The sequence below is a fragment of the Knoellia locipacati genome (assembly GCF_044791685.1).
GTDB classification, from domain to species: domain Bacteria; phylum Actinomycetota; class Actinomycetes; order Actinomycetales; family Dermatophilaceae; genus Knoellia; species Knoellia locipacati_A.
On the sequence record NZ_CP087730.1, the window covers coordinates 3,344,492 to 3,365,402 of the forward strand.

General features: G+C 71.5%; 22 protein-coding genes. 16 read left to right on the forward strand and 6 right to left on the reverse strand.

The window, feature by feature from the left end; all coding sequences use genetic code 11:
• Positions 1-28 precede the first annotated feature (28 nt).
• The 7 genes from LL946_RS15685 to LL946_RS15715 all read left to right on the forward strand — a co-directional run bounded on the left by LL946_RS15685 (position 29) and on the right by LL946_RS15715 (position 7,088).
• Positions 29-1,735 carry a CTP synthase gene (locus LL946_RS15685; RefSeq protein ID WP_404382262.1) on the forward strand — a complete coding sequence of 569 codons (1,707 nt, stop codon included), beginning with the start codon at positions 29-31 and terminating at the stop codon, positions 1,733-1,735.
• On the forward strand, positions 1,732-2,394 hold the full coding sequence (locus LL946_RS15690) for an NUDIX domain-containing protein (protein WP_404382264.1): 663 nt from the start codon (positions 1,732-1,734) through the stop codon (positions 2,392-2,394). Before LL946_RS15685 ends, LL946_RS15690 begins: the two co-directional genes overlap by 4 nt.
• The gene (locus LL946_RS15695) at positions 2,391-2,804 is read left to right on the forward strand and encodes a YchJ family protein (RefSeq protein ID WP_404382266.1); all 414 of its coding nucleotides are present in this window, start codon (positions 2,391-2,393) and stop codon (positions 2,802-2,804) included. The genes LL946_RS15690 and LL946_RS15695 overlap by 4 nt, the downstream gene beginning before the upstream one ends.
• Before the next feature lie 144 nt (positions 2,805-2,948).
• Positions 2,949-3,440: a LysM peptidoglycan-binding domain-containing protein gene (locus tag LL946_RS15700; protein ID WP_404382268.1), complete on the forward strand. Its 492-nt coding sequence runs from the start codon at positions 2,949-2,951 to the stop codon at positions 3,438-3,440.
• 185 nt (positions 3,441-3,625) lie between these two features.
• Complete coding sequence (gene aspS, locus LL946_RS15705; protein WP_404382270.1) at positions 3,626-5,419, forward strand: aspartate--tRNA ligase; 1,794 nt, start codon at positions 3,626-3,628, stop codon at positions 5,417-5,419.
• Complete coding sequence (locus LL946_RS15710) at positions 5,419-6,069, forward strand: HAD family hydrolase (RefSeq protein ID WP_404382272.1); 651 nt, start codon at positions 5,419-5,421, stop codon at positions 6,067-6,069. The genes aspS and LL946_RS15710 overlap by 1 nt, the downstream gene beginning before the upstream one ends.
• Positions 6,066-7,088, forward strand: a complete 1,023-nt coding sequence (locus LL946_RS15715) for a GTP pyrophosphokinase family protein (RefSeq protein WP_404382274.1) — start codon at positions 6,066-6,068, stop codon at positions 7,086-7,088. The genes LL946_RS15710 and LL946_RS15715 overlap by 4 nt, the downstream gene beginning before the upstream one ends.
• A 78-nt stretch (positions 7,089-7,166) precedes the next feature.
• Here the strand turns inward: LL946_RS15715 and LL946_RS15720 are convergent, their stop codons facing one another.
• Positions 7,167-7,988 (reverse strand): alpha/beta fold hydrolase, encoded by an 822-nt coding sequence (locus LL946_RS15720; protein WP_404382276.1) that lies wholly within the window; start codon positions 7,986-7,988, stop codon positions 7,167-7,169.
• A 93-nt stretch (positions 7,989-8,081) separates the two neighbouring features.
• Between LL946_RS15720 and LL946_RS15725 the strand changes: the two genes are divergently transcribed.
• Positions 8,082-9,476 carry a replication-associated recombination protein A gene (locus LL946_RS15725; RefSeq protein WP_404382278.1) on the forward strand — a complete coding sequence of 465 codons (1,395 nt, stop codon included), beginning with the start codon at positions 8,082-8,084 and terminating at the stop codon, positions 9,474-9,476.
• A 37-nt stretch (positions 9,477-9,513) separates the two neighbouring features.
• Here LL946_RS15725 and LL946_RS15730 read toward each other — a convergent pair whose 3' ends face one another.
• The gene (locus LL946_RS15730; RefSeq protein ID WP_404382280.1) at positions 9,514-9,888 is read right to left on the reverse strand and encodes a hypothetical protein; all 375 of its coding nucleotides are present in this window, start codon (positions 9,886-9,888) and stop codon (positions 9,514-9,516) included.
• On the reverse strand, positions 9,885-10,232 hold the full coding sequence (locus tag LL946_RS15735) for a PadR family transcriptional regulator (protein WP_404382282.1): 348 nt from the start codon (positions 10,230-10,232) through the stop codon (positions 9,885-9,887). Before LL946_RS15735 ends, LL946_RS15730 begins: the two co-directional genes overlap by 4 nt.
• Before the next feature lie 138 nt (positions 10,233-10,370).
• On the opposite strand from LL946_RS15735, the gene alaS reads away from it, so the two are divergent.
• Genes alaS through LL946_RS15760 form a run of 5 tightly spaced genes read left to right on the forward strand, consistent with a single transcriptional unit; the run spans position 10,371 to position 16,255 of the window.
• Entirely contained in the window at positions 10,371-13,064 is a 2,694-nt protein-coding gene (alaS, locus tag LL946_RS15740) for an alanine--tRNA ligase (RefSeq protein ID WP_404382284.1), read from the forward strand.
• A gap of 2 nt (positions 13,065-13,066) precedes the next feature.
• Complete coding sequence (gene ruvX / locus LL946_RS15745; protein WP_404386929.1) at positions 13,067-13,579, forward strand: Holliday junction resolvase RuvX; 513 nt, start codon at positions 13,067-13,069, stop codon at positions 13,577-13,579.
• A complete protein-coding gene (gene mltG / locus LL946_RS15750) occupies positions 13,576-14,739 on the forward strand; it encodes an endolytic transglycosylase MltG (RefSeq protein ID WP_404382286.1) in 1,164 nt (387 codons plus the stop codon). Before ruvX ends, mltG begins: the two co-directional genes overlap by 4 nt.
• Positions 14,733-15,557, forward strand: coding sequence for a shikimate dehydrogenase (locus LL946_RS15755; protein WP_404382288.1), 825 nt, complete (start codon positions 14,733-14,735; stop codon positions 15,555-15,557). The genes mltG and LL946_RS15755 overlap by 7 nt, the downstream gene beginning before the upstream one ends.
• Positions 15,557-16,255, forward strand: a complete 699-nt coding sequence (locus LL946_RS15760; RefSeq protein ID WP_404382290.1) for a prepilin peptidase — start codon at positions 15,557-15,559, stop codon at positions 16,253-16,255. The genes LL946_RS15755 and LL946_RS15760 overlap by 1 nt, the downstream gene beginning before the upstream one ends.
• A 22-nt stretch (positions 16,256-16,277) precedes the next feature.
• Here the strand turns inward: LL946_RS15760 and LL946_RS15765 are convergent, their stop codons facing one another.
• The 3 genes from LL946_RS15765 to LL946_RS15775 are packed head-to-tail and all read right to left on the reverse strand — an operon-like array spanning position 16,278 to position 17,938.
• Positions 16,278-16,805, reverse strand: a complete 528-nt coding sequence (locus LL946_RS15765) for a hypothetical protein (RefSeq protein ID WP_404382292.1) — start codon at positions 16,803-16,805, stop codon at positions 16,278-16,280.
• A gap of 28 nt (positions 16,806-16,833) precedes the next feature.
• Positions 16,834-17,133, reverse strand: a complete 300-nt coding sequence (locus tag LL946_RS15770; protein ID WP_404382294.1) for a DUF1905 domain-containing protein — start codon at positions 17,131-17,133, stop codon at positions 16,834-16,836.
• Between the two features lie 43 nt (positions 17,134-17,176).
• Entirely contained in the window at positions 17,177-17,938 is a 762-nt protein-coding gene (locus LL946_RS15775) for an ArsR/SmtB family transcription factor (protein ID WP_404382296.1), read from the reverse strand.
• A 121-nt stretch (positions 17,939-18,059) separates the two neighbouring features.
• Here LL946_RS15775 and aroC point away from each other — a divergent pair, with 121 nt between their 5' ends.
• Genes aroC through aroB form a run of 3 tightly spaced genes read left to right on the forward strand, consistent with a single transcriptional unit; the run spans position 18,060 to position 20,859 of the window.
• Positions 18,060-19,283, forward strand: coding sequence for a chorismate synthase (gene aroC / locus LL946_RS15780; protein ID WP_404382298.1), 1,224 nt, complete (start codon positions 18,060-18,062; stop codon positions 19,281-19,283).
• Positions 19,277-19,798, forward strand: a complete 522-nt coding sequence (locus LL946_RS15785) for a shikimate kinase (RefSeq protein WP_404382300.1) — start codon at positions 19,277-19,279, stop codon at positions 19,796-19,798. The genes aroC and LL946_RS15785 overlap by 7 nt, the downstream gene beginning before the upstream one ends.
• Complete coding sequence (gene aroB, locus LL946_RS15790) at positions 19,795-20,859, forward strand: 3-dehydroquinate synthase (protein WP_404382302.1); 1,065 nt, start codon at positions 19,795-19,797, stop codon at positions 20,857-20,859. The genes LL946_RS15785 and aroB overlap by 4 nt, the downstream gene beginning before the upstream one ends.
• Positions 20,860-20,911 lie beyond the last annotated feature (52 nt).

Here is a 20,911-nt window from a genome sequence, read left to right on the forward strand (position 1 = left end):
CTGCGATGACGTATTGTTGAAGCCCGTGGTGGCTCAGACGAAACAGATCTTCGTGACCGGAGGCGTCGCCTCTTCGCTCGGCAAGGGCCTCACGGCATCAAGCCTCGGATTCCTGCTCAGGGCACGCGGTCTCCGCGTGACGATGCAGAAGCTCGACCCCTATCTCAACGTCGACCCAGGGACGATGAACCCGTTCCAGCACGGCGAGGTCTTCGTGACCGACGACGGGGCGGAGACCGACCTCGACGTCGGTCACTACGAGCGGTTCCTCGACCGCAACCTCGTCGGCAAGGCCAACGTGACGACCGGCCAGATCTACAGCCAGGTCATCGCCAAGGAGCGTCGCGGCGAGTACCTCGGCGACACGGTCCAGGTGATCCCGCACATCACCAACGAGATCAAGGAGCGCATGCGCGCTCAGGCCGCCGGTGCTCCCGGGGTCGACGACCGCGAGGCGCCCGACATCATCATCACCGAGATCGGCGGCACCGTCGGCGACATCGAGTCGCTGCCGTTCCTCGAGGCGGCGCGACAGGTGCGGCACGACCTCGGTCGCGACAACGTCTTCTTCCTCCACGTCTCGCTCGTGCCCTACCTCGCGCCGAGCGGTGAGCTCAAGACCAAGCCGACCCAGCACTCGGTCGCCGCGCTTCGCCAGGTCGGCATCCAGCCCGATGCCCTTGTCCTGAGGGCCGATCGGGACATCCCTGAGCCGATCAAGCGCAAGATCTCGCTCATGTGCGACGTCGACACCGAGGGTGTCGCCGCCTGCGTCGACGCTCCGAGCATCTACGACATCCCCAAGGTCCTCCACCGTGAGGGACTCGACGCCTTCGTCATCCGTCGCCTCGGTCTGACCTTCCGCGACGTCGACTGGACCGACTGGGACCGGCTCCTGGGCCGGGTCCACAACCCCGAGCACCAGGTCGAGGTCGCCCTCGTCGGCAAGTACATCGACCTGCCCGACGCCTACCTCTCGGTGACCGAGGCGCTGCGTGCCGGTGGCTTCCACCACGACGCCAAGGTCAAGATCCGCTGGGTGGCCAGCGACGAGTGCCAGAGCCCCTCGGGGGCACAGAAGGCCCTCGGCGGTGTCGACGCGGTCCTCGTCCCCGGCGGCTTCGGCGTGCGCGGCATCGAGGGCAAGCTCGGCGCACTCACGTGGGCCCGCGAGCACCGCGTCCCGACGCTGGGCATCTGCCTCGGCCTGCAGTGCATGGTCATCGAGTACGCCCGCAACGTCGCCGGGATCGAGGGTGCGAGCTCGACCGAGTTCGACCCCGAGACGCCCGCGCCCGTCGTCGCGACGATGGAGGAGCAGAAGGCGTTCGTCGAGGGCGCAGGCGACCTCGGCGGCACCATGCGCCTCGGTTCGCAGCGTGCCGACCTGCGCGAGGGCTCGCTCGTCGCCGGCGTCTACGGCGCGACGAGCGCGGACGAGCGCCACCGTCACCGCTACGAGGTCAACGAGTCCTACCGCGAGCAGCTCGAGTCCGCCGGACTCGTCATCTCGGGCACGCACCCCGAGCTGGGTCTCGTCGAGTTCGTCGAGCTGGCCCGCGAGGAGCACCCCTACTACGTCGCGACCCAGGCGCACCCGGAGTTCAAGTCGCGTCCCACCCGGGCGCACCCGCTCTTCGCCGGGCTCATCGGCGCGGCCATCGAGGAGCAGCGCGCAGCCCGCCTCGTCGAGGTCGAGCGACCCAAGGTCCCGGTGGAGGCCGACGCCCTGTGACGTCGCAGCGACTCTCCGACGAGCACGACCCGCAGCCCGTGCTGCGCAGCGAGGTCGTCATGGAGGGTCGGGTCTGGGACGTCGTCCGTGACCAGGTCGACCTCGGCGATGCCGGTGCACACGTGCGCGAGTACGTCCGTCACCCCGGTGCCGTCGCGGTCGTCGCGCTCGACGACGAGGGGCGCATCTGCCTCGTCCAGCAGTACCGCCACCCCATCCGCACCCGCGAGTGGGAGGTCCCGGCCGGTCTGCTCGACGTCCCGGGGGAGCCGCCGTGGGAGGCCGCCGCCCGTGAGCTGCACGAGGAGGCCGACCTCGTCGCCGGCCGACTCGACGTGCTCGTCGACCTGCACCCGTCGCCCGGCGGGCTCGACGAGGCGATCCGCGTCTTCCTCGCCCGCGACACCCGGCTCGTCGACCACGCGGACCGTCACGTCCGTGAGGCCGAGGAGCACGGTATGCCGTGTGCCTGGGTGCCGCTCGACGATGCGGTCGAAGCGGTGCTCGAAGGGCGGGTCCAGAACGGCATCCTCGTCGCCGCCGTGCTCGCCACGCACGTGTCGCGACAGCGTGGCTGGGACACGCTGCGCCCTCACGACGCGCCGTGGCCGCAGCGGCCGGTGGACCCCGGCCGCTCCACGGGGACGAGCAGCGCGTGATCCCGCGGTCGGCGACCGGCCCCTGTCCCTGCGGTGGCCAGCCGTTCGGCGCGCCACTGTCGGCGTGCTGTGGTCCCTACCTCGCGGGTGAGGGCTGGCCACCGACTCCCGAAGCGCTCATGAGGTCGCGCTACACGGCATACGCGGTGGGTGACACCGACCACCTCTTCCGCACGTGGCACCCGGCCACCCGTCCCAGCGGCGTCGAGGCCGATCCCAGCCTGACGTGGACGGGTCTGGAGGTGGTCTCGGTCAGCGGCGACGACGACGAGGGGGTCGTCGAGTTCGCGGCGCACTGGACCTCGGGACAGGGCTCCTCGCGGCAGCGAGGCGCCGTGCGTGAACGCAGCACGTTCACCCGTCGGGCCGGGCGCTGGCTCTACCGAGACGGCGTGCCGTCGCAGTCCTGACGGCTCACGAATTGCCCTGTCGCTGCGGCGTGCGGTGGCGGAGTCCTTGGATAACGTCGAAGCGCCCCCAGACCCACACCTCCGGGGGTGCCCCATGACCGGATGGTCGCGGGGCAACGCAACAACGCGGAAGGAGCAGCCACCATGGGTTTCCTGGACGACCTCAAGAAGGGTCTCGGCTTCGACGACGACAACGACGCCGTCTCCGAGGCGCAGAAGCAGGCGGACGAGGCCAAGAAGAAGGCTGACGAGGCCGCGGAGAAGGCGCGCAAGGAGAGTGGCGAGAAGGCCGAGAAGGCCAAGAAGGAGGCCGACGAGGCCGCCGTCGAGGCCGCGAAGAAGCGGGCCGAGGCCGACCGGGCGGCGAAGGAGGCGGCCGACCGCGCCGGCACTCCGGCGCCGGCACCGGCGCCCGCACCGAAGGCTCCCGCACCGAAGGCGCCGGCTCCGGCTCCGGCTCCGGCGAAGAAGGCGCCGGCCCCGAAGGCGCAGCGCACCCACACCGTCAAGAAGGGTGACACCCTCTCCGAGATCGGCGAGACGTACGGCGTGAGCTGGAAGAAGATCGCCAAGGTCAACAAGATCGAGAACCCCGACCTCATCTTCCCGGGCCAGAAGTTCATCATCCCGGACTGACGGGGCACTGACGGTGCGCTGAACAGCACCGGCCGCAACGGCCGATGTCACCGGAGCACCACCGAGGGCCGTGACGCCACTGCCGCGTCACGGCCCTCGCTCGCGCCGAATCCGGTTCGTGCGGGAACGTCGCGACTCCGTAGGATGACGGGCGTTCATCCACCCCCTGTCTCGAAGGACCCCCCGTGCTCCGCACCCATGAGGCCGGCACCCTGCGCGCCGACCACACCACCCAGACCGTCACGCTCACCGGTTGGGTGGCCAAGCGTCGCGATCACGGTGGGGTGGCGTTCATCGACCTGCGCGACGCGAGCGGCGTCGTCCAGGTCGTCGCGCGCGACGAGGTCCTCACGGGCGCGGCGCACGACCTGCGGGCCGAGTTCTGCATCAAGGTGACCGGTGAGGTCGTCGCCCGCACCGAGGCCAACGTCAACCCCGAGCTCCCCACGGGCGAGGTCGAGGTCGTCGCGTCCGCCATCGACGTGCTGGCACCGAGTGCGCCGCTGCCCTTCCAGATCGACGAGCGCGTCACGGTCGGTGAGGAGGCGCGCCTCAAGCACCGCTACCTCGACCTGCGCCGCCCCGGCGCCTCGTCCGCCGGTGCCGCGCTGCGACTGCGCTCCAGGGTCAACGCCGCCGCGCGCCAGGTGCTCGGTGAGCGCGACTTCGTCGAGATCGAGACGCCGACGCTTACGCGCTCCACGCCCGAGGGCGCCCGTGACTTCCTCGTCCCCGCCCGCCTCGCGCCCGGGTCCTGGTACGCCCTGCCGCAGAGCCCGCAGCTGTTCAAGCAGCTGCTCATGGTCGCCGGCATGGAGCGCTACTACCAGATCGCGCGCTGCTACCGCGACGAGGACTTCCGTGCCGACCGCCAGCCCGAGTTCACCCAGCTCGACATCGAGATGAGCTTCGTCGAGCAGGCCGACGTCCTCGAGCTCGGTGAGGCGATCGTCAAGCAGGTCTGGCAGCTCATCGACGTCGACCTCGAGGCGCCCTTCGAGCAGATGACCTACGCCGACGCGATGCGTCGCTTCGGCTCGGACAAGCCCGACCTCCGCTTCGGCAACGAGCTCGTCGAGTGCACCGACTACTTCACGGACACCCCCTTCCGCGTGTTCCAGGCCGAGTACGTCGGCGCCGTCGTCATGCCCGGTGGGGCGAGCCAGCCGCGCAAGCAGCTCGACGCCTGGCAGGACTGGGCCAAGAGCCGTGGGGCCAAGGGCCTCGCCTACGTGCTCGTGGGTGAGGACGGCGAGCTCGGCGGTCCGGTCGCCAAGAACCTCTCCGACGAGGAGAAGTCCGGCCTCGCCGCACACGTCGGCGCGAACCCCGGGGACTGCGTCTTCTTCGCCGCGGGCCCGACGAAGTCCTCGCGCGCCCTCCTCGGGGCAGCCCGCCTCGAGATCGGCAGGCGCTGCGAGCTCATCGACGAGGACGCCTGGTCCTTCCTCTGGGTGCTCGACGCACCGCTCTTCGAGCCGGCCTCGGAGGCCGTGGCCGCCGGGGACGTCGCTGTCGGTGGGGGAGCGTGGACCGCGGTCCACCACGCCTTCACCTCGCCTAAGGCCGAGTTCCTCGACACCTTCGACACCGACCCCGGACCGGCGCTGGCCTATGCCTACGACCTGGTCTGCAACGGCAACGAGATCGGTGGTGGGTCCATCCGTATCCACCGCCGCGACGTCCAGGAGCGGGTCTTCAAGGTCATGGGCCTGTCCGACGAGGAGGCCCAGGAGAAGTTCGGCTTCCTCCTCGACGCCTTCGCCTTCGGCGCACCGCCCCACGGCGGCATCGCCTTCGGCTGGGACCGCATCGTCTCCCTGCTCGCCGGCACCGAGTCGATCCGCGACGTCATCGCCTTCCCGAAGTCCGGCGGCGGCTACGACCCCCTCACCGCTGCACCCGCTCCGATCACGTCGGAGCAGCGCAAGGAGGCCGGCGTGGACGCCAAGCCCGAGGCACCGGGCGAGAAGGCCTGATGTCGACGGCGGCCGACGTCAGCGTGGAGGTCCGGCCGCTCGACCCCGCGCGCCCGGTGGGAGTCATGCTCTGGGACGCCGACGGCGTGCTCCAGCACCCGCGTCACGAGTGGCGTCCCCGGCTCGAGGCCTGGGGTGGGCCCGGCTTCGCCGAGGCCCTCTTCGCCGCCGAGATCCCGTCACTGCGGGGAGAGCTGCCGTTCCGCGAGTCGCTGGCGCAGCTGCTGCGTGAGCGGCCCGAGGTCACCGCCGGGGTCGAGGACCTCGTGGAGCTCTGGGAGCAGGTCGACGGTGACGAGGTCGCGCTCGAGCTCGTCCGCGAGGTCGCCGCCTCCGGTGTCATCTGCGTGCTCGCGACGAACCAGCAGGACCACCGCAAGGAGTTCCTGCGCCGCCGCTTCGGCTACGACGACGTCTTCGCGCAGTCGTTCTACTCGTGCGACCTCGGCGCGATGAAGCCCGAGAGTGCCTACTTCGAGCGGGTGCTCGCCGCCCTCGGCATCGAGGCGCAGGACGCCGGCGACGTGGGCTTCGTCGACGACAGCCGCGCCAACGTCGACACGGCACTGCGGTTGGGCATCCGTGCGGTGCACCACGACCCCGCCACCGGAGTGCCCGGCCTTCGCGCTGCCCTGGGGTGGTCCGCGTGAGCGAGGAGCGGTCGGCGGGTGCGGTCGGGTCCGACGTCGCTCACGCGGCGGTGCAGCACTACGCCCAGCTCCAGCCCGAGCTGCGCCAGGTCGCCGACCAGTTCGTCACCATGGTCACGGCGCTGCTCGACGACGCCGGCATCAACTACGTCAGTGTCACCGGGCGCGCCAAGAGCGTCGCGTCCTTCGCCGGCAAGGCCTCACGCACCATCGACGGTGTCCCCGCGTTCGCCGACCCGCTCACCGAGATCACCGACCAGATCGGCGTCCGGGTCGTCACCTACCTCCAGGGCGACGTGACGGCCGTGGCCGACCTGCTCGCGGGCGAGTTCAGCGTGCTCGACGACCGTGACCTCGGCCAGGAGACCGCGCAGCAGGGACGCTTCGGCTACTCCAGCCGGCACCTGCTGGTGACCCTGGATGACGAGGCGAGCGACCCGGCATACGCCCACCTGCGGGGCCGGTCCGCCTCGGTGCAGGTGCGCACGATCCTCCAGCACGCCTGGGCCGAGTTCGAGCACGACGTGCGCTACAAGGGGTCGGTCCCGGCGGCCGACGTCTCCGACCTCGACCGCCGGTTCACCCTCGCGGCAGGCCTGCTCGAGCTCGCTGACCGGGAGTTCACGGCGATCCGTGACCGGCTCCAGGCCGGCGGCGGTCCCGGTGCCGGCTCGGCCGACGACGACCCGCGCATCGCCGGGCCGGACCTTGCGGCCTTCCTCACCGCGCACTTCAGCGACGCCGGGTGGTCGCGCACAGACCACTACTCGTGGATCTCCGGGCTGCTGCTCGAGCTCGGCATCACCTCGCTCGACGAGCTCGGCGGCCTGCTCGGCACGGTGGATGCCCAGGGGATCAACGAGCGCATGGACTACCGCTACCCGGCAGGTGCCGTGCGGCGGCTCGACGACGTGCTGCTCGCGGTGTTCGGCCCGCGCTACATCAACCTGCACGGCAACGCACACCGGGTCGAGTCGCTCACCGCCCGCCTCGAGAAGGTGCGCGGCTCCCAGGCCTGACGTGGACGCCGGTGGGACCCGGTCCCGGCGACGAGCCCTGACCCGAGGGCCAACGCTCGACGCCGCGACCGGGTGGCCTCACTTCGTGAGGAAGGCGACCACCGCCGCGTTGAACTCGTCCCGGTGGCTGACGTTGATGCCGTGCGGCCCGTCCGCGACGGTCACGAGCTCGCTCCCGGCGACCTGCTCGTGGGTGCGCTGACCCGAGACCTCCACGGGCACGATGGCGTCGGAGTCGCCGTGGATGACGAGCGTCGGGACCGTGACCCTGGCGAGGTCGTCGGTGAAGTCCTCGAGCCACGACGAGATGCAGGCGACCGCGGCCTCGAGGTCGGCCTGACCGGCCAGGGCCATTGCCTGCGCCCGCTGCTCCTCGGTGACCTTGAGCTCGCCGCCCGCGGAGAAGAAGTTCGTCGTGAAGTCGTCGAGGAAGCTCTCTCGGTCCGCTCGCAGACCAGCCTGCATCTTCTCGGCCTCCTCACGGGGGAGCCCACCGTCGGGGTTGTCGTCGCTCTTGAGGAGCCACGGCGGGATGGCGGCCGCAAACGCGATGCTGCGCACCCGGTCCTCGCCGTGGGTGCCGATGTAGCGCGCCACCTCACCGCCGCCCATCGAGAAGCCGACGAGGGAGACGTCGCGCAGGTCGAGCCGCTCGATGAGGTCCGCGAGGTCCGCCGTGAGGGCGTCGTAGTCGTAGCGCCCGTCAGGGGCAGGGTCGGACTGACCGAACCCGCGCCGGTCGTAGGTGATGACCCGCAGGCCCGCAGCCGTCAGCGCGGGGACGGTGTCGCTCCAGGACGCGCCCGAGAGTGGCCAGCCGTGGATGAGGACCACGGGGCGTCCATCGCCTCCGGTGTCCTCGTGGTGGACGGTGGCGGGTGCGGAGGTCGTGTCGGACATGAGTCACCTTTCGTGGACGGACAGGCGTCTTCGAGCCTATGCACAGGATTCGGCGCACGCTGAACGGGCGACTGGTGTGACGTGTGTCACATCATGGCCAACGGCTACCCTGCGAACGTGCCAGCCGCCGACGACCTCTTCGCCGCCCCTGCGGGAGAGCAGCGCGGGTCGATGCTTCCCCCGCTCGCGGTCCGCATGCGTCCCGCCTCCATCGAGGAGGTCCGCGGCCAGGCGGACATCCTGCGACCGGGCAGCCCGTTGCGCCGCCTCATCGAGGGCTCGGGCGGCACCGCCGGACCCCTGAGCGCCATCCTCTGGGGGCCGCCCGGCACGGGCAAGACGACGCTGGCCCACCTCGTCGCGACCGCGGCGAACCGGGAGTTCGTCGAGCTGTCCGCGGTGACCGCGGGCGTCAAGGACGTCCGCGCCGTCATGGAGGCGGCGGCCCGCAACCGCGACCTCTACGACCGACAGACCGTGCTCTTCCTCGACGAGATCCACCGCTTCACCAAGGCCCAGCAGGACGCGCTGCTCCCCGGCGTCGAGACCCGCCAGGTCATCCTCGTCGCCGCGACCACCGAGAACCCGTCGTTCTCGGTCATCGCACCCCTGCTGTCCCGGTCGATGCTCATCACGCTGACCTCGCTCGACGACGAGCAGGTCGCCGACGTGATCGACGCCGCGCTGACCGACGCCCGCGGTCTCGACGCGGCATACACGCTCTCGGACGAGGCGCGCGAGCACCTCGTCCGGATCTCCGGGGGTGACGCCCGCCGGGCGCTGACGTCGCTCGAGGCCGCCGCGGGCGTGGCACAGGACGACGCGCCGGTCGGTGGTGAGGACGGACCGGTCACGATCACCCTCGCGCACGCGGAGCAGGCGGTGGCCCAGGCGTCGGTGCGCTACGACAAGACCGGCGACCAGCACTACGACGTCGCCTCCGCCTTCATCAAGTCGATGCGCGGCTCCGACGTCGACGCCGCCCTGCACTACCTCGCCCGCCAGCTCGAGGCGGGGGAGGACCCCCGGTTCATCGCCCGCCGCATCGTCATCGCGGCCAGCGAGGACGTCGGCATGGGTGACCCCACAGCGCTGCAGACGGCCGTCGCGGCGATGCACGCCGTCGCCCAGATCGGCATGCCGGAGGCGCGGATCATCCTCGCCCAGGCCGTGGTCCACAACGCGCTCGCGCCCAAGAGCAACGCCGCCTACGCCGGCATCAACGCCGCCATCGCCGACGTCCGTGCCGGGCACGGGGGAGCGGTGCCCCCGCACCTGCGCGGGAGCGGGTATGCCGGTGCGTCCCGTCTCGGTCACGGCGACGGCTACGTCTATGCGCACGACCAACCCGACGCGGTCGCGGCGCAGCAGTACCTGCCGGACGACCTGCACGGGAGGGCCGACTACTACCAGCCGACCGACCGCGGGTTCGAGGCGCGGCTCCAGGAGAGGTGGACCTGGCTCAAGGACCGCCTCGGGCGCGGCTGAGCCGCTCGGGCCGACCTCGAGGAGGCGCTTCCCGTGCTCAGATGCCGCCGAACGTCGTGCGCCCGATCCCGCCCTGGTCGGTCCGGGTGTCGCGTTGCTTCGGGTCGCGGATCCGGCCGCACCGGGTGCACTCCAGTGCGAACACGGTCGGGTCGGCCGACTCGGTGTGCACCTTGCGGTCGTGGTGGCGACCGAGGAAGCACGGCACGGCGCCGGAGCCGGCCGCGGCGTGGATGACCTCCCACCGCAGGCGAGGGGCGCCGACGAGGGTCGAGACGGCATACCCCGTCCGTCTCATCCCGCGGGGCAGGGTCTGGAGGTCCGCGTCGAACTCGGCGACGTAGCGTCGGCGGACCTGAGTCGGCAGGATCCGGACCGCGAGGTCGAGGGGGTAGTCGGCGAGTCGGCTCATGACGTCGCTCCTTGTGGTCGTGGAGATGAGGGTGCCCGGGCGGCGAGCCGCGCCCGCCTGGCGTCGTCGCGGGCGAGGGCCGCACTGGCGGCGGTGGCTCCGGCTGCGGTGAGCCGGTAGTGACGTCGGCGCGGACGGCCGGCGTCGGACGGGTCGACGTCCTCCCACTCGCTGCGGACCCAGCCAAGTCCTTCGAGGCGGGCGAGGATCGGGTGGACGGTGCCGCTCGGGAGGAGGGTGGCGGCGCCGATGGCCAGGCCGTAGTGCTCGTCGTCCGGGCGGGCCAGCAGGGTCTCGAGGACGGCGCGCGTCGGCCCGGTCATCTTCGGCTGGGCGTCAACCATGGTTCAACTCTACCTAGGGGGTGAGCGCTGGCGTCAAGACCCGGGAGGAACGCGGGCGCGGGTCCGAGGAGGCGCCACGTAGGATTCACCGGTGCCCGGCAATCCGGGCCGGACGCACTCGACCTCAGGACTGACGACATGGAAACCGCCGAGATCCGGCGCCGTTGGCTCGCCTTCTTCGAGAAGAACGGCCACACGGTGGTGCCCTCCGCACCCCTCATCCACGACGACCCCAACCTGCTCTTCGTCAACGCCGGCATGGTGCCGTTCAAGCCGTACTTCCTCGGTCAGGAGACGCCGCAGTGGGCGCGGGCCACGAGCGTCCAGAAGTGTGTGCGCACAGGTGACATCGAGGAGGTCGGCAAGACCTCCCGTCACGGCACGTTCTTCCAGATGAACGGCAACTTCTCCTTCGGCGACTACTTCAAGAAGGACGCCATCCGGCTCGCCTGGGAGCTGCTCACCTCCTCGCAGGACGACGGCGGCTACGGCCTCGACCCGGACCGGCTCTGGGCGACCGTCTACGAGGACGACGACGAGGCCGAGCGCCTGTGGGCCGAGTACACCTCGATCCCGCTCGACCGCATCGTGCGCCGGGGCAAGGCCGACAACTACTGGCACATGGGCGTCGCGGGCCCCGGTGGCCCCTGCAGCGAGATCTTCTACGACCGTGGGCCCGAGTACGGCGACGAGGGTGGCCCGGCGGTCGACGAGGACCGCTACATGGAGATCTGGAACCTCGTCTTCATGCAGTACGAGCTCAGCGCGGTCCGGTCCAAGGTCGACTTCGACGTCGCCGGCCCCCTGCCGGCCGAGAACGTCGACACCGGCATGGGCCTCGAGCGCATCGCGAGCATCCTCCAGGGCGTCGACAACCTCTACGAGATCGACGAGGTCTACCCCGTCCTCGAGAAGGCTGCCGAGCTCACGGGCAAGACCTACGGCGCCCATTCCGGGCACGCCGCGAGCGAGTCCAACCCCGACGACGTGCGCCTTCGCGTCGTCGCCGACCACATCCGGTCCTCGCTCATGCTCATCGGCGACGGTGTGACGCCGGGCAACGAGGGACGCGGCTACGTGCTGCGCCGCATGCTGCGGCGTGCGGTGCGCTCGATGCGGCTGCTCGGCTTCGAGGAGCCCGCGCTGCCGCACCTGCTGCCCGTCTCGATGGAGCGGATGAAGCAGTCCTACCCCGAGCTCGAGACCGGGTTCGACCGGATCAGCCAGATCGCCTACGCCGAGGAGGAGGCCTTCCGGCGCACACTCGCCGCGGGCACCACCATCCTCGACACGGCGGTGTCGCGGACCAAGCAGTCGGGTGGGCAGGTGCTCGCCGGTGACCAGGCGTTCCAGCTGCACGACACCTACGGCTTCCCGATCGACCTCACCCTCGAGATGGCGGAGGAGCAGGAGCTCTCGGTCGACCGCGAGGGCTTCACCCGCCTCATGCAGGAGCAGCGTGACCGTGCCAAGGCCGACGCCAGGTCGAAGAAGGCAGGCCACGCCAACACCGAGGTGTGGAAGGAGCTGCGCGGTCTCGGCGAGACCGACTTCCGTGCGTGGCAGGAGCTGACGAGCGAGGCCAAGGTCGTCGGCCTCGTCATCGACGGCGAGCGTGTCGAGGAGATCGAGCCCGGCCAGCGGGGCCTCGTGGTCCTCGACCGCACCCCGTTCTACGCCGAGTCCGGTGGCCAGATCGCCGACGAGGGCATCATCACCGCCGACGGCGTGCACCTCAAGGTCATGGACGTGCAGCGCCCGGTCAAGGGCCTCATCGCGCACACCGTCGAGGTCGTCCACGGGCCGCTGCGGGCCGGTGCCCCGGTCCTCGCCGAGGTCGACCCCGAGTGGCGGTTGTCCGCCTGCCAGGCGCACTCCGGCACCCACGTGGTCCACGCCGCGCTCCGGCAGGTGCTCGGCCCGTCGGCCCTGCAGTCCGGCTCCTACAACAAGCCCGGCTACCTTCGCCTCGACTTCGCCTGGGGACAGGCGCTCTCGCCCGCGACCCGCAGCGAGATCGAGGAGGTCGCCAACCTCGCGGTCCGCAAGGACCTGCCCGTGTCCGCGGCCTGGATGCCGCTGGCGCAGGCCCGCGAGCTCGGTGCCCTCGCGCTCTTCGGCGAGACCTACGGCGAGGACGTGCGCGTCGTCGAGATCGGCGGGCCCTGGTCGCGCGAGCTCTGCGGTGGCACCCACGTCGGCCACTCCTCGCAGGTCGGTGCCCTCACGGTCACCGGCGAGTCGTCCGTCGGCTCCGGCGTCCGTCGCCTCGAGGCGTTCGTCGGCATGGACGCCCTGCGCTTCCTCGCGCGGGAGCGCGCCATCGTCGCCGAGCTCAGCGGCATCGTCGGCGCGCAGCCGGGTGAGCTGACCGATCGTGTCGCTGCCATGGTGACCCGCCTCAAGGACGCCGAGCGCGAGCTCGAGCGCTCGCGCAAGCAGGCCGTGCTCGAGGCGGCCGGCTCGCTCTCGGACAACGCCAAGGACGTCGGCGGGGTCCGCTTCGTCGGCCACGACGCCGGTGGGGACGCGGCGGCCGACGACGTGCGCGCCATGGTGCTCGACGCGCGGCAGCGGCTCGGCGAGGGTGCTCCCTCGGTCGTGGCCGTCACCGGCGGCGCCAAGGGGCGTCCGGTGGTCGTCATCGCGACGAACCAGGCCGCCCGCGACCGTGGCATCAAGGCCGGTGAGCTCGTGCGCATCGCCGCCCAGACCCTCGGTGGCGGTGGCGGTGGCAAGGACGACATCGCCCAGGGCGGCGGGCAGGACCTCGCCAAGACCGGCGAGGCCATCAACGCCGTCGAGTGGCGCGTGGGCGAGCTGGTCGGTTGAGCATGCGCCCCGGGGTCCGCTTGGGGGTCGACGTCGGCACGGTTCGTGTCGGTGTGGCCGTCAGCGACCCCTCGGGCGTGCTCGCCAGCCCCCATGCCACGCTGCGGCGCACGTGGCCCGAGGGCGCCGGCGCGGCCGAGGACGACATCGCCGTGATCGCGGAGCTGGCCTCCGAGCGTGGCGCCGTCGAAATCGTCGTCGGGCTCCCGCGCTCACTTTCGGGTGGCGAGGGAGCCGCTGCGGAGGCCGTCCGCAAGTATGCTGCGGAGTTGGCTCGCCGGGTCGCCCCCGTCGGGGTCCGTCTGGTCGACGAGCGACTCACGAGTGTCGACGCTCACAGGGCCCTGCGCCAGAGTGGTGTCGATGGACGACGGCAGCGTGCCGTCGTCGACCAGGCCGCTGCAGTCCTCATCCTCCAGTCAGGCCTGGACGAGGAACGCGGTTCGGGTCGCCCTCCGGGTGAGCCGGTGAAGGACAAGCGGCGCAGGCCGAAGACGAAGGACGGACAGCGGTGACCCAGAACCAGCTCGACACAACGATCTTCGGTGAGCCGCCCCCGGAGGAGCCTCGCCGCCGTCACCACCGTCGTCGTCGCCAGCGGGGCAAGGGCCGTCGGATCCTCGTGCTCATCCTCGCGGTGGTCCTCGTCGGCGCCGCCACGGCCACGGCGTTCACGTTCCTCAAGCCCATCCTCTCCTCGATCACGGGCGGCGGCAACGAGGCCGAGGACTTCCCCGGGCCCGGTGAGGGCGAGGTCCAGGTCACGGTCAAGCAGGGCGACAGCGGCGAGTCGATCGCGACCGCGCTCAAGGCGGCCGGCGTGGTCAAGACGCGCACGGCATACCTCGACGCGTCCGCCGCGGACCCCGAGCAGAGCGCGCGGATCCAGGCCGGCACCTACACGCTCAAGAAGGGCATGAAGGCGAGTGATGCCTTCGGCATGCTCACCGACCCGGGCAACCGCACGGTGGCCCGCGCCACGATCCCCGAGGGCTTGTGGGTCAACGAGATCTTCGCCCGCCTGAGCAAGGCCACCGGCGTGCCGGTCGCCCAGTACCAGGCTGCCGCCAAGAACCCGGCGGCGCTCGGGCTGCCCGAGTCCGCGAACGGCCGGCTCGACGGCTACCTCTTCCCGTCGAGCTACGAGTTCGACGAGAAGGTGCCCGCGGCCACCCAGCTCAAGCAGATGGTCGCCATGACCGTTGCCGAGCTCGAGAAGGCCGGCGTCCAGCCCAACGACTACAACCGGATCCTCACCATCGCCTCGATCATCGAGGGCGAGGTCAACGGTGACGCCGACCGCGCCAAGGTCGCCCGGGTCATCCAGAACCGCCTCGAGGACCCCAACGGTCCGACCGTCGGCCTGCTCCAGATGGACTCCACGGTCCACTACATCGAGCAGGGGCGCGGTCGCGCCGGCACCTCGAACGAGGCTCGCAACTCGGACAGCCCCTACAACACCTACAAGGTCAAGGGACTCCCGCCGGGCCCGATCAACAGCCCCGGCGCCGCCTCCATCGAGGCCGCGGCCAACCCGGCGGACGGACCGTGGTTCTACTTCGTGGCGGTCAACCCCACGACGGGCGAGACCAAGTTCGCGGTGACCCAGGCGGAGCACGACGCCAACGTCCGCGAGTTCAACGAGTGGTGCTCGGCCAACAAGGACAAGTGCTGAGAGCCGCAGTCCTCGGGTCGCCGGTGTCGCACTCGCTCTCGCCTGCCCTCCACACCGCGGCGTATGCCGCACTCGGCCTCTCGCAGTGGACCTACGACAGGCGTGAGGTCACCGAGACCGAGCTGGCGGGCGTCGTCGAGGGCCTCGACGAGGAGTGGCGCGGGCTCAGCCTGACCATGCCGCTCAAGGAGGTCGCCTTCCAGGTGGTCGCGACGGCCACCGAGGTCGCCCGCGCCGCAGGAGCGATCAACACGCTGGTCCGTCGCGACGACGGCGGCTGGGACGGCGCGAACACCGACGTCGCCGGGATCGTGGGCGCCCTGGCCCACGTGGACCACGAAGGCGCCGCGTCGATCCTCGGCTCGGGGGCGACGGCGCGCTCGGCGGCTCTCGCGCTGGTCGAGCTGGGCGTCCGGGACGTGACGGTGGCCGCGCGCAACGCGGACACGGCCGCAGCCGTCGTCTCGCTCCTCGCCGACCGGGGTGTGACGGCGACACACGTCCCGCTCGAGGAGTGGGCGCGCCAGCCCCGCCGGCTCGTCGTCTCGACGCTGGCCCCGGCCGCGAGCGGCACGGCTGCGGACGCCCTCTCGGCCGCCGGCCCCGGTTCCAAGCTCGCCGGGACCACCCTCATGGACGTCGTCTACGCGGACTGGCCGACCCCGCTGGCGCGTGCCGCGCAGGCGCGCGGTGCCGAGGTGGTGTCGGGGCTCGACATGCTCGTGCACCAGGCAGCGGTCCAGGTCGAGCTCTTCACCGGTGCCCGCCCCCCGCTCGACGTGATGTTCGACGCGGCCCGCGCAGCAGTGGCGGGCTGATGTCGTCGACCGTCCTCTCGGGCGTCGCCCTCGTGCTGCTCGTGGCCGCTGCGCTGGTCGTCGGACACCTCACGGCCCGTGAGCTCGCCACCGGTGGCTACCGGATCGTCGAGGACGAGGCGACGCACCCGACGCCGCCCAGGTGGTGGGTCGCGCCGCTGCTCGGGGTCGTCGTCCTCCTGCTCGCCCTCACGGTCGGTGACACGGCACGCTATGCCGCGCTGCCGGCATACCTGCTCTTCGCCTGGCTCACGGTGTGCCTCGTGTGGATCGACATCGACGTCCACCGACTGCCGGTGGGGCTGACCCGGCCCGCGCTGCCGGCGTTCGCGGTGCTGCTCGTGCCACCGACGATCGCGACGGGGGAGTGGGACCGGCTGCTCACGGCGGGCCTGTGCTGTGTGGGCCTGACCCTGCTCTACGTCGTGTTCGCGTTCCTGCCCGGCGGTGGGTTCGGCGGCGGCGACATCCAGCTCGCGCCGACGATCGGGCTGCTCCTCGGCTGGTTCTCGGTCGGCCACGTCGTCCTCGGGACGATGGCCGCGTTCGTGGTCGGCGGGGTTACGGCCCTCGTCCTCCTCGTGAGCGGACGCGCCGGCCGCACGACGGCGATGGCCTTCGGGCCGGCGATGTGCGCCGGCGCGATCGTGGCGATCGCGTGGGGCCAGCAGCTGCTGGACGTCTACCTCGGCGGCTGACCGCCCGACTCCCGCCGGTTGGTCAGCGCTGCTGGATGGGGCCCGCCGCCGGCAGCCCGAAGGTCTCGCGCAGGTGCGACGACTGTCCCCCCGCCTCGAGCGCCTCGGCGGTCCTGGTGACCGAGCGCTCGCCGGGCCAGACGTGGACGGCCATGAGGGCCAGCGAGACGAGAGCGCCCCCGACATAGGTCCACACGCCGCCGTCGAAGACGAAGGCCGCCACGAGCGAGCCGATGGCAAGGGCCTCGGTGAGCGCGAACCGCAGCATCATCGAGCTCTGCCAGCGCAGGCGCCCGGCGTTCGCGGCCTCGTCGTCGCCCAGAGACGGGTCGAGAGGAGGGAGCCGGTAGCCCAGCGTCTCCACGAGCAGGTGGATCGCGATGCCGGCACCGACCTGCACGAGGAGGACCCAGGTCGGAGGAGCGGAGTCCGTGCCCAGGACGAAGGACATCGCGACGCCGATGAGGACCAATGCGCCCATGAGGGCGCCGCACAGGGTTCGTGCGGACAGGGCGAACGCGGCGGCGGCGGGGGGTGGTGTCGTCGTCATGCCGCGAGAGTAGTGGTGCTCCGGTCGGTCAGGCGTGCACCCGTGCCCGGTCGTCGTCGAGTCGCTCGGTGAGATGGATGGTCACGGTGTCGCCGGTTCCCTTGCCGATGGTCGCGCGGGTCGCCCTGGTCAGCGGCAGCTTGTGCGTGCCGTCACCCAGGGCCATGAACGACCCGCGGAACGGGTGGTCGTCCACCGCCCCGGCCACCTTGACGAGCCCTCGGGTGCCGAAGAACTCGGCGGTCCAGTCCGTGACCACGTAGGTCCAGCCGCCATCGGCCGTGCTCGTCACGAGCGTTCCGGTGAAGGTCTTGTCGAGCGTGCTCATGTCGATCTCCTTCGTTCTCCGTGGGGGTGGGGCGTCCGGTCGTTCAGCCGTACATCTGGGAGCCGGGGGTGGTGAGCTCGGTGCCGGTCTCGAGCCAGGTCTTGAGGCCCGAGAGGACCATCGGCCAGCCGCCGTGGATCGCTTCTGACACGCCGTCGGGGAGCTGGTCGTGGACGACGGTGAGCCGGCAGGAGTCGCCGACCTGCTCGATCTCCCACGTCACCCGGGACGTTCCGGCCGCCTCGGCGTCGTCGTCCCAGTGGGCGTGGAAGCTCTGGACGAGCAGCCGGGGTGGCTCGACGGTGAGGTTCTCCCCGTCGACCAGTGGCCCGTCGACACCGGCGTGCGTGACCTCGTAGGGGGAGCCGGGCGTCCAGTCCGAGGCGACCGTGTTGCCGAAGTGGAACCGGCGGCGGGTCTCGGCGTCGGTGATGGCGTGCCACAGCCGCACGGGCGTGGTGCGGATGTAGATCTCGAAGACCTTGCTCGTGCTCATGCTCTCTGCCTCCAGCTCGTCGCGCAGCCCCACGAGGCCGGCGGCCCAGGGCTCGGTGTACTTGCTGACCCATCGGTCGTGGACCTGCCGGATCCCCACCGGGTTGAGGAAGTGCAGCTTCTCGCGGCCCTGCCGGCGGGTGACGACGAGCCCGGCCTCCTCGAGCTGCCCCAGGTGCTTGGCGACGCCGATGCGGGTCATGTCGAACTCGGCGGCGAGGGAGTGGAGCGACTGCCCGTCCGTGACGAAGAGGGCATCGAGGAGCGACCTGCGGGTCGGGTCGGCCAGCGCCCGGAAGATGAGGTCCACGAGTCGAGCATAGGAAACCATATGGTTACCTGTCAAGGGCGGGTATGCCGTCCGCCCCGGACCGCGCCCAGGTGCTGACCGTGCCCGGCGGGTCCTCGAGGCACCGTGGGAGGATCGGGCCATGCTCCGATGGTTGACCGCAGGTGAGTCGCACGGCCCTGCACTCCTGGCCACGATCGAGGGCCTGCCGGCCGGCGTCGAGGTGACCCGCAAGGACCTCGCCGACGCGCTGGCCCGCCGACGCCTCGGCTACGGCCGTGGTGCGCGGATGAAGTTCGAGCAGGACGAGGTCGAGTTCCTCGGTGGGGTCCGGCACGGGCTGACGATGGGCTCGCCGATCGCCATCCGGATCGGCAACACCGAGTGGCCGAAGTGGGAGACCGTCATGTCGGCCGACCCGGTGTCCGAGGAGGCCTACGAGGCGTCCAACGACGTGGGCGCCGAGAAGGAGGTCGCCCGCAACAAGCCCCTGACCCGACCGCGGCCCGGCCACGCCGACCTCGTCGGCATGCAGAAGTACGGCTTCGACGACGCCCGCCCCGTCCTCGAGCGCGCGTCGGCCCGCGAGACCGCGGCCCGTGTGGCTCTCGGGGAGGTCGCGGCACGCTTTCTCGACCAGGCCTACGGCATCAGGCTCGTCTCGCACACGGTCTCGATGGGACCGGCCGGCGTCGCCGACGACGCGCCGCTGCCGACGCCCGACCAGGTCGCGCAGATCGACGCCGACCCCGTCCGGACACTCGACCCCGCCGGTTCGGCCGCGATGGTGGCCGAGGTCGAGGCCGCCAAGAAGGACGGCGACACCCTCGGCGGCGTCGTCGAGGTCCTCGCCTACGGCCTGCCGCCGGGCCTGGGCTCCCACGTCCACTGGGACCGTCGGCTCGACGCCCGTCTCGCGGGCGCGCTCATGGGCATCCAGGCGATCAAGGGTGTCGAGGTCGGCGACGGCTTCCGCACCGCGGCCCGCCGCGGCTCGGCCGCGCACGACGAGATGGAGCGCGACGGGTCGGGCACGATCCGCCGCCGCACCGGCCGCGCCGGGGGCACCGAGGGCGGCATGTCCAATGGCGACGTGCTGCGGGTGCGCGCCGCGATGAAGCCCATCTCCACCGTCCCGCGCGCCCTCGACACGATCGACACGACGGGGGAGGGCGAGGCCAAGGCGATCCACCAGCGCTCCGACGTCTCCGCCGTCCCGGCTGCGGGGGTCGTGGCCGAGGCCATGGTCGCCCTCGTCCTCGCCGAGGCCTGCCTCGAGAAGTTCGGGGGCGACTCGGTCGCCGAGACGCGACGCAACCACGCGGCATACCTCGCCGCCATCCCCGAGACGATGCGCTCGTGGTGACCGGGCAGCGTCCGGCCCTCGTGCTCATCGGGCCGCCCGGGTCGGGCAAGACGACGATCGGCACGGCCCTCGCGACCGAGCTCGGCGTCCCGTTCCACGACACCGACGCCGCGATCGAGGCCGACCAGGGCTGTTCGATCTCGGACATCTTCGTCCTCGACGGCGAGCCCGCCTTCCGCGCGCTGGAGCGGGCCGAGGTCGCGCGTGCCGTCTCGGCCGAGACCGGCGTCGTCGCCCTGGGCGGCGGAGCGCCGATGGACGACGAGACCCAGGCCGTCCTCGAGGGTCACGTCGTCGTCTTCCTCGACGTGGGCATCGCCGATGCCGCGAAGCGGGTGGGCTTCGACGCGAGCCGGCCGCTGCTCGCGATCAACCCGCGCGCCGCGTGGACCAAGCTCATGAATGAGCGCCGCCCGACCTACGAGCGGCTCGCGACCCACCGCGTCGACACCGCTGGTCGCGCCGTGGACGAGGTCGTCGCCGAGATCGTCGCGACCGTGGCCCCGCGCGGATGAGCGTGGTCTCCGTCGGGGGCGACTACGACGTCGTCATCGAGAGCGGCTGCTCCGCGCGCGTCGGCGACGTCGTCGGTGAAGGAGTGCGCCGGGCTCTCGTCGTGCACCCCGACTCGATGCGCACCCTGGGCGAGCAGGTCACGGCCTCGTTGCGCGACAGCGGGATCGAGGCGTATGCCGTGGGCGTGCCCGACGCCGAGGACGCCAAGACCGCTGTGGTCGCCGCGGACCTGTGGGCCCTGCTCGGCCGGCACGGCTTCACCCGCACCGACATCGTCGTCGGTGTCGGGGGCGGCACGGTGACCGACCTCGCGGGTTTCGTCGCCGCAACCTGGCTGCGAGGCGTGCCGGTCGTCCAGGTGCCGACGACGCTGCTCGGGATGGTCGACGCCGCGGTGGGTGGCAAGACCGGCATCAACACGGCCGAGGGCAAGAACCTCGTCGGCTCGTTCCACCCGCCGCGCGCCGTACTCTGCGACGTCGACGTGCTGGCGACGTTGCCGCGCGCGGACTACGTTGCCGGGCTCGCCGAGATCGTCAAGGCGGGTTTCATCGTGGACCCGGTCATCCTCGACCTCGTCGCCGACGACCCCGATGCCGCGACACGGCCCGACGGGCCGCACACCCTCGAGCTCATCGAACGCGCCATCCGGGTCAAGGCGGACGTCGTGAGCCAGGACCTCAAGGAGTCCTCGCTGCGCGAGATCCTCAACTACGGGCACACCTTCGGCCACGCGATCGAGCAGGTGGAGCAGTACCGGCGTCGGCACGGGGAGGCCGTCGCCATCGGCATGGTCTTCGCGGCCGAGCTGGCTCGGGCCGCCGGGGTGCTGTCGCCCGCGGTGGTCGAGCGGCACCGCGAGGTGCTCACGTCGGTGGGGCTGCCGACCACCTACGAGGCGGGCCGGTGGGCCGAGCTCGAGACCGCGATGCGCCGCGACAAGAAGACCCGTGGTGACCTGCTGAGGTTCGTCGTGCTCGAGGACATCGGACGGCCCGTGCGGCTCGAGGGTCCGACACCGGAACAGCTCCACACGGCATACGCCGCCGTTTCTGGCTGACCACGCCTCGGCGTGCCGTGAGGTGAACCGACACGGCCACGCCTGATGAGTG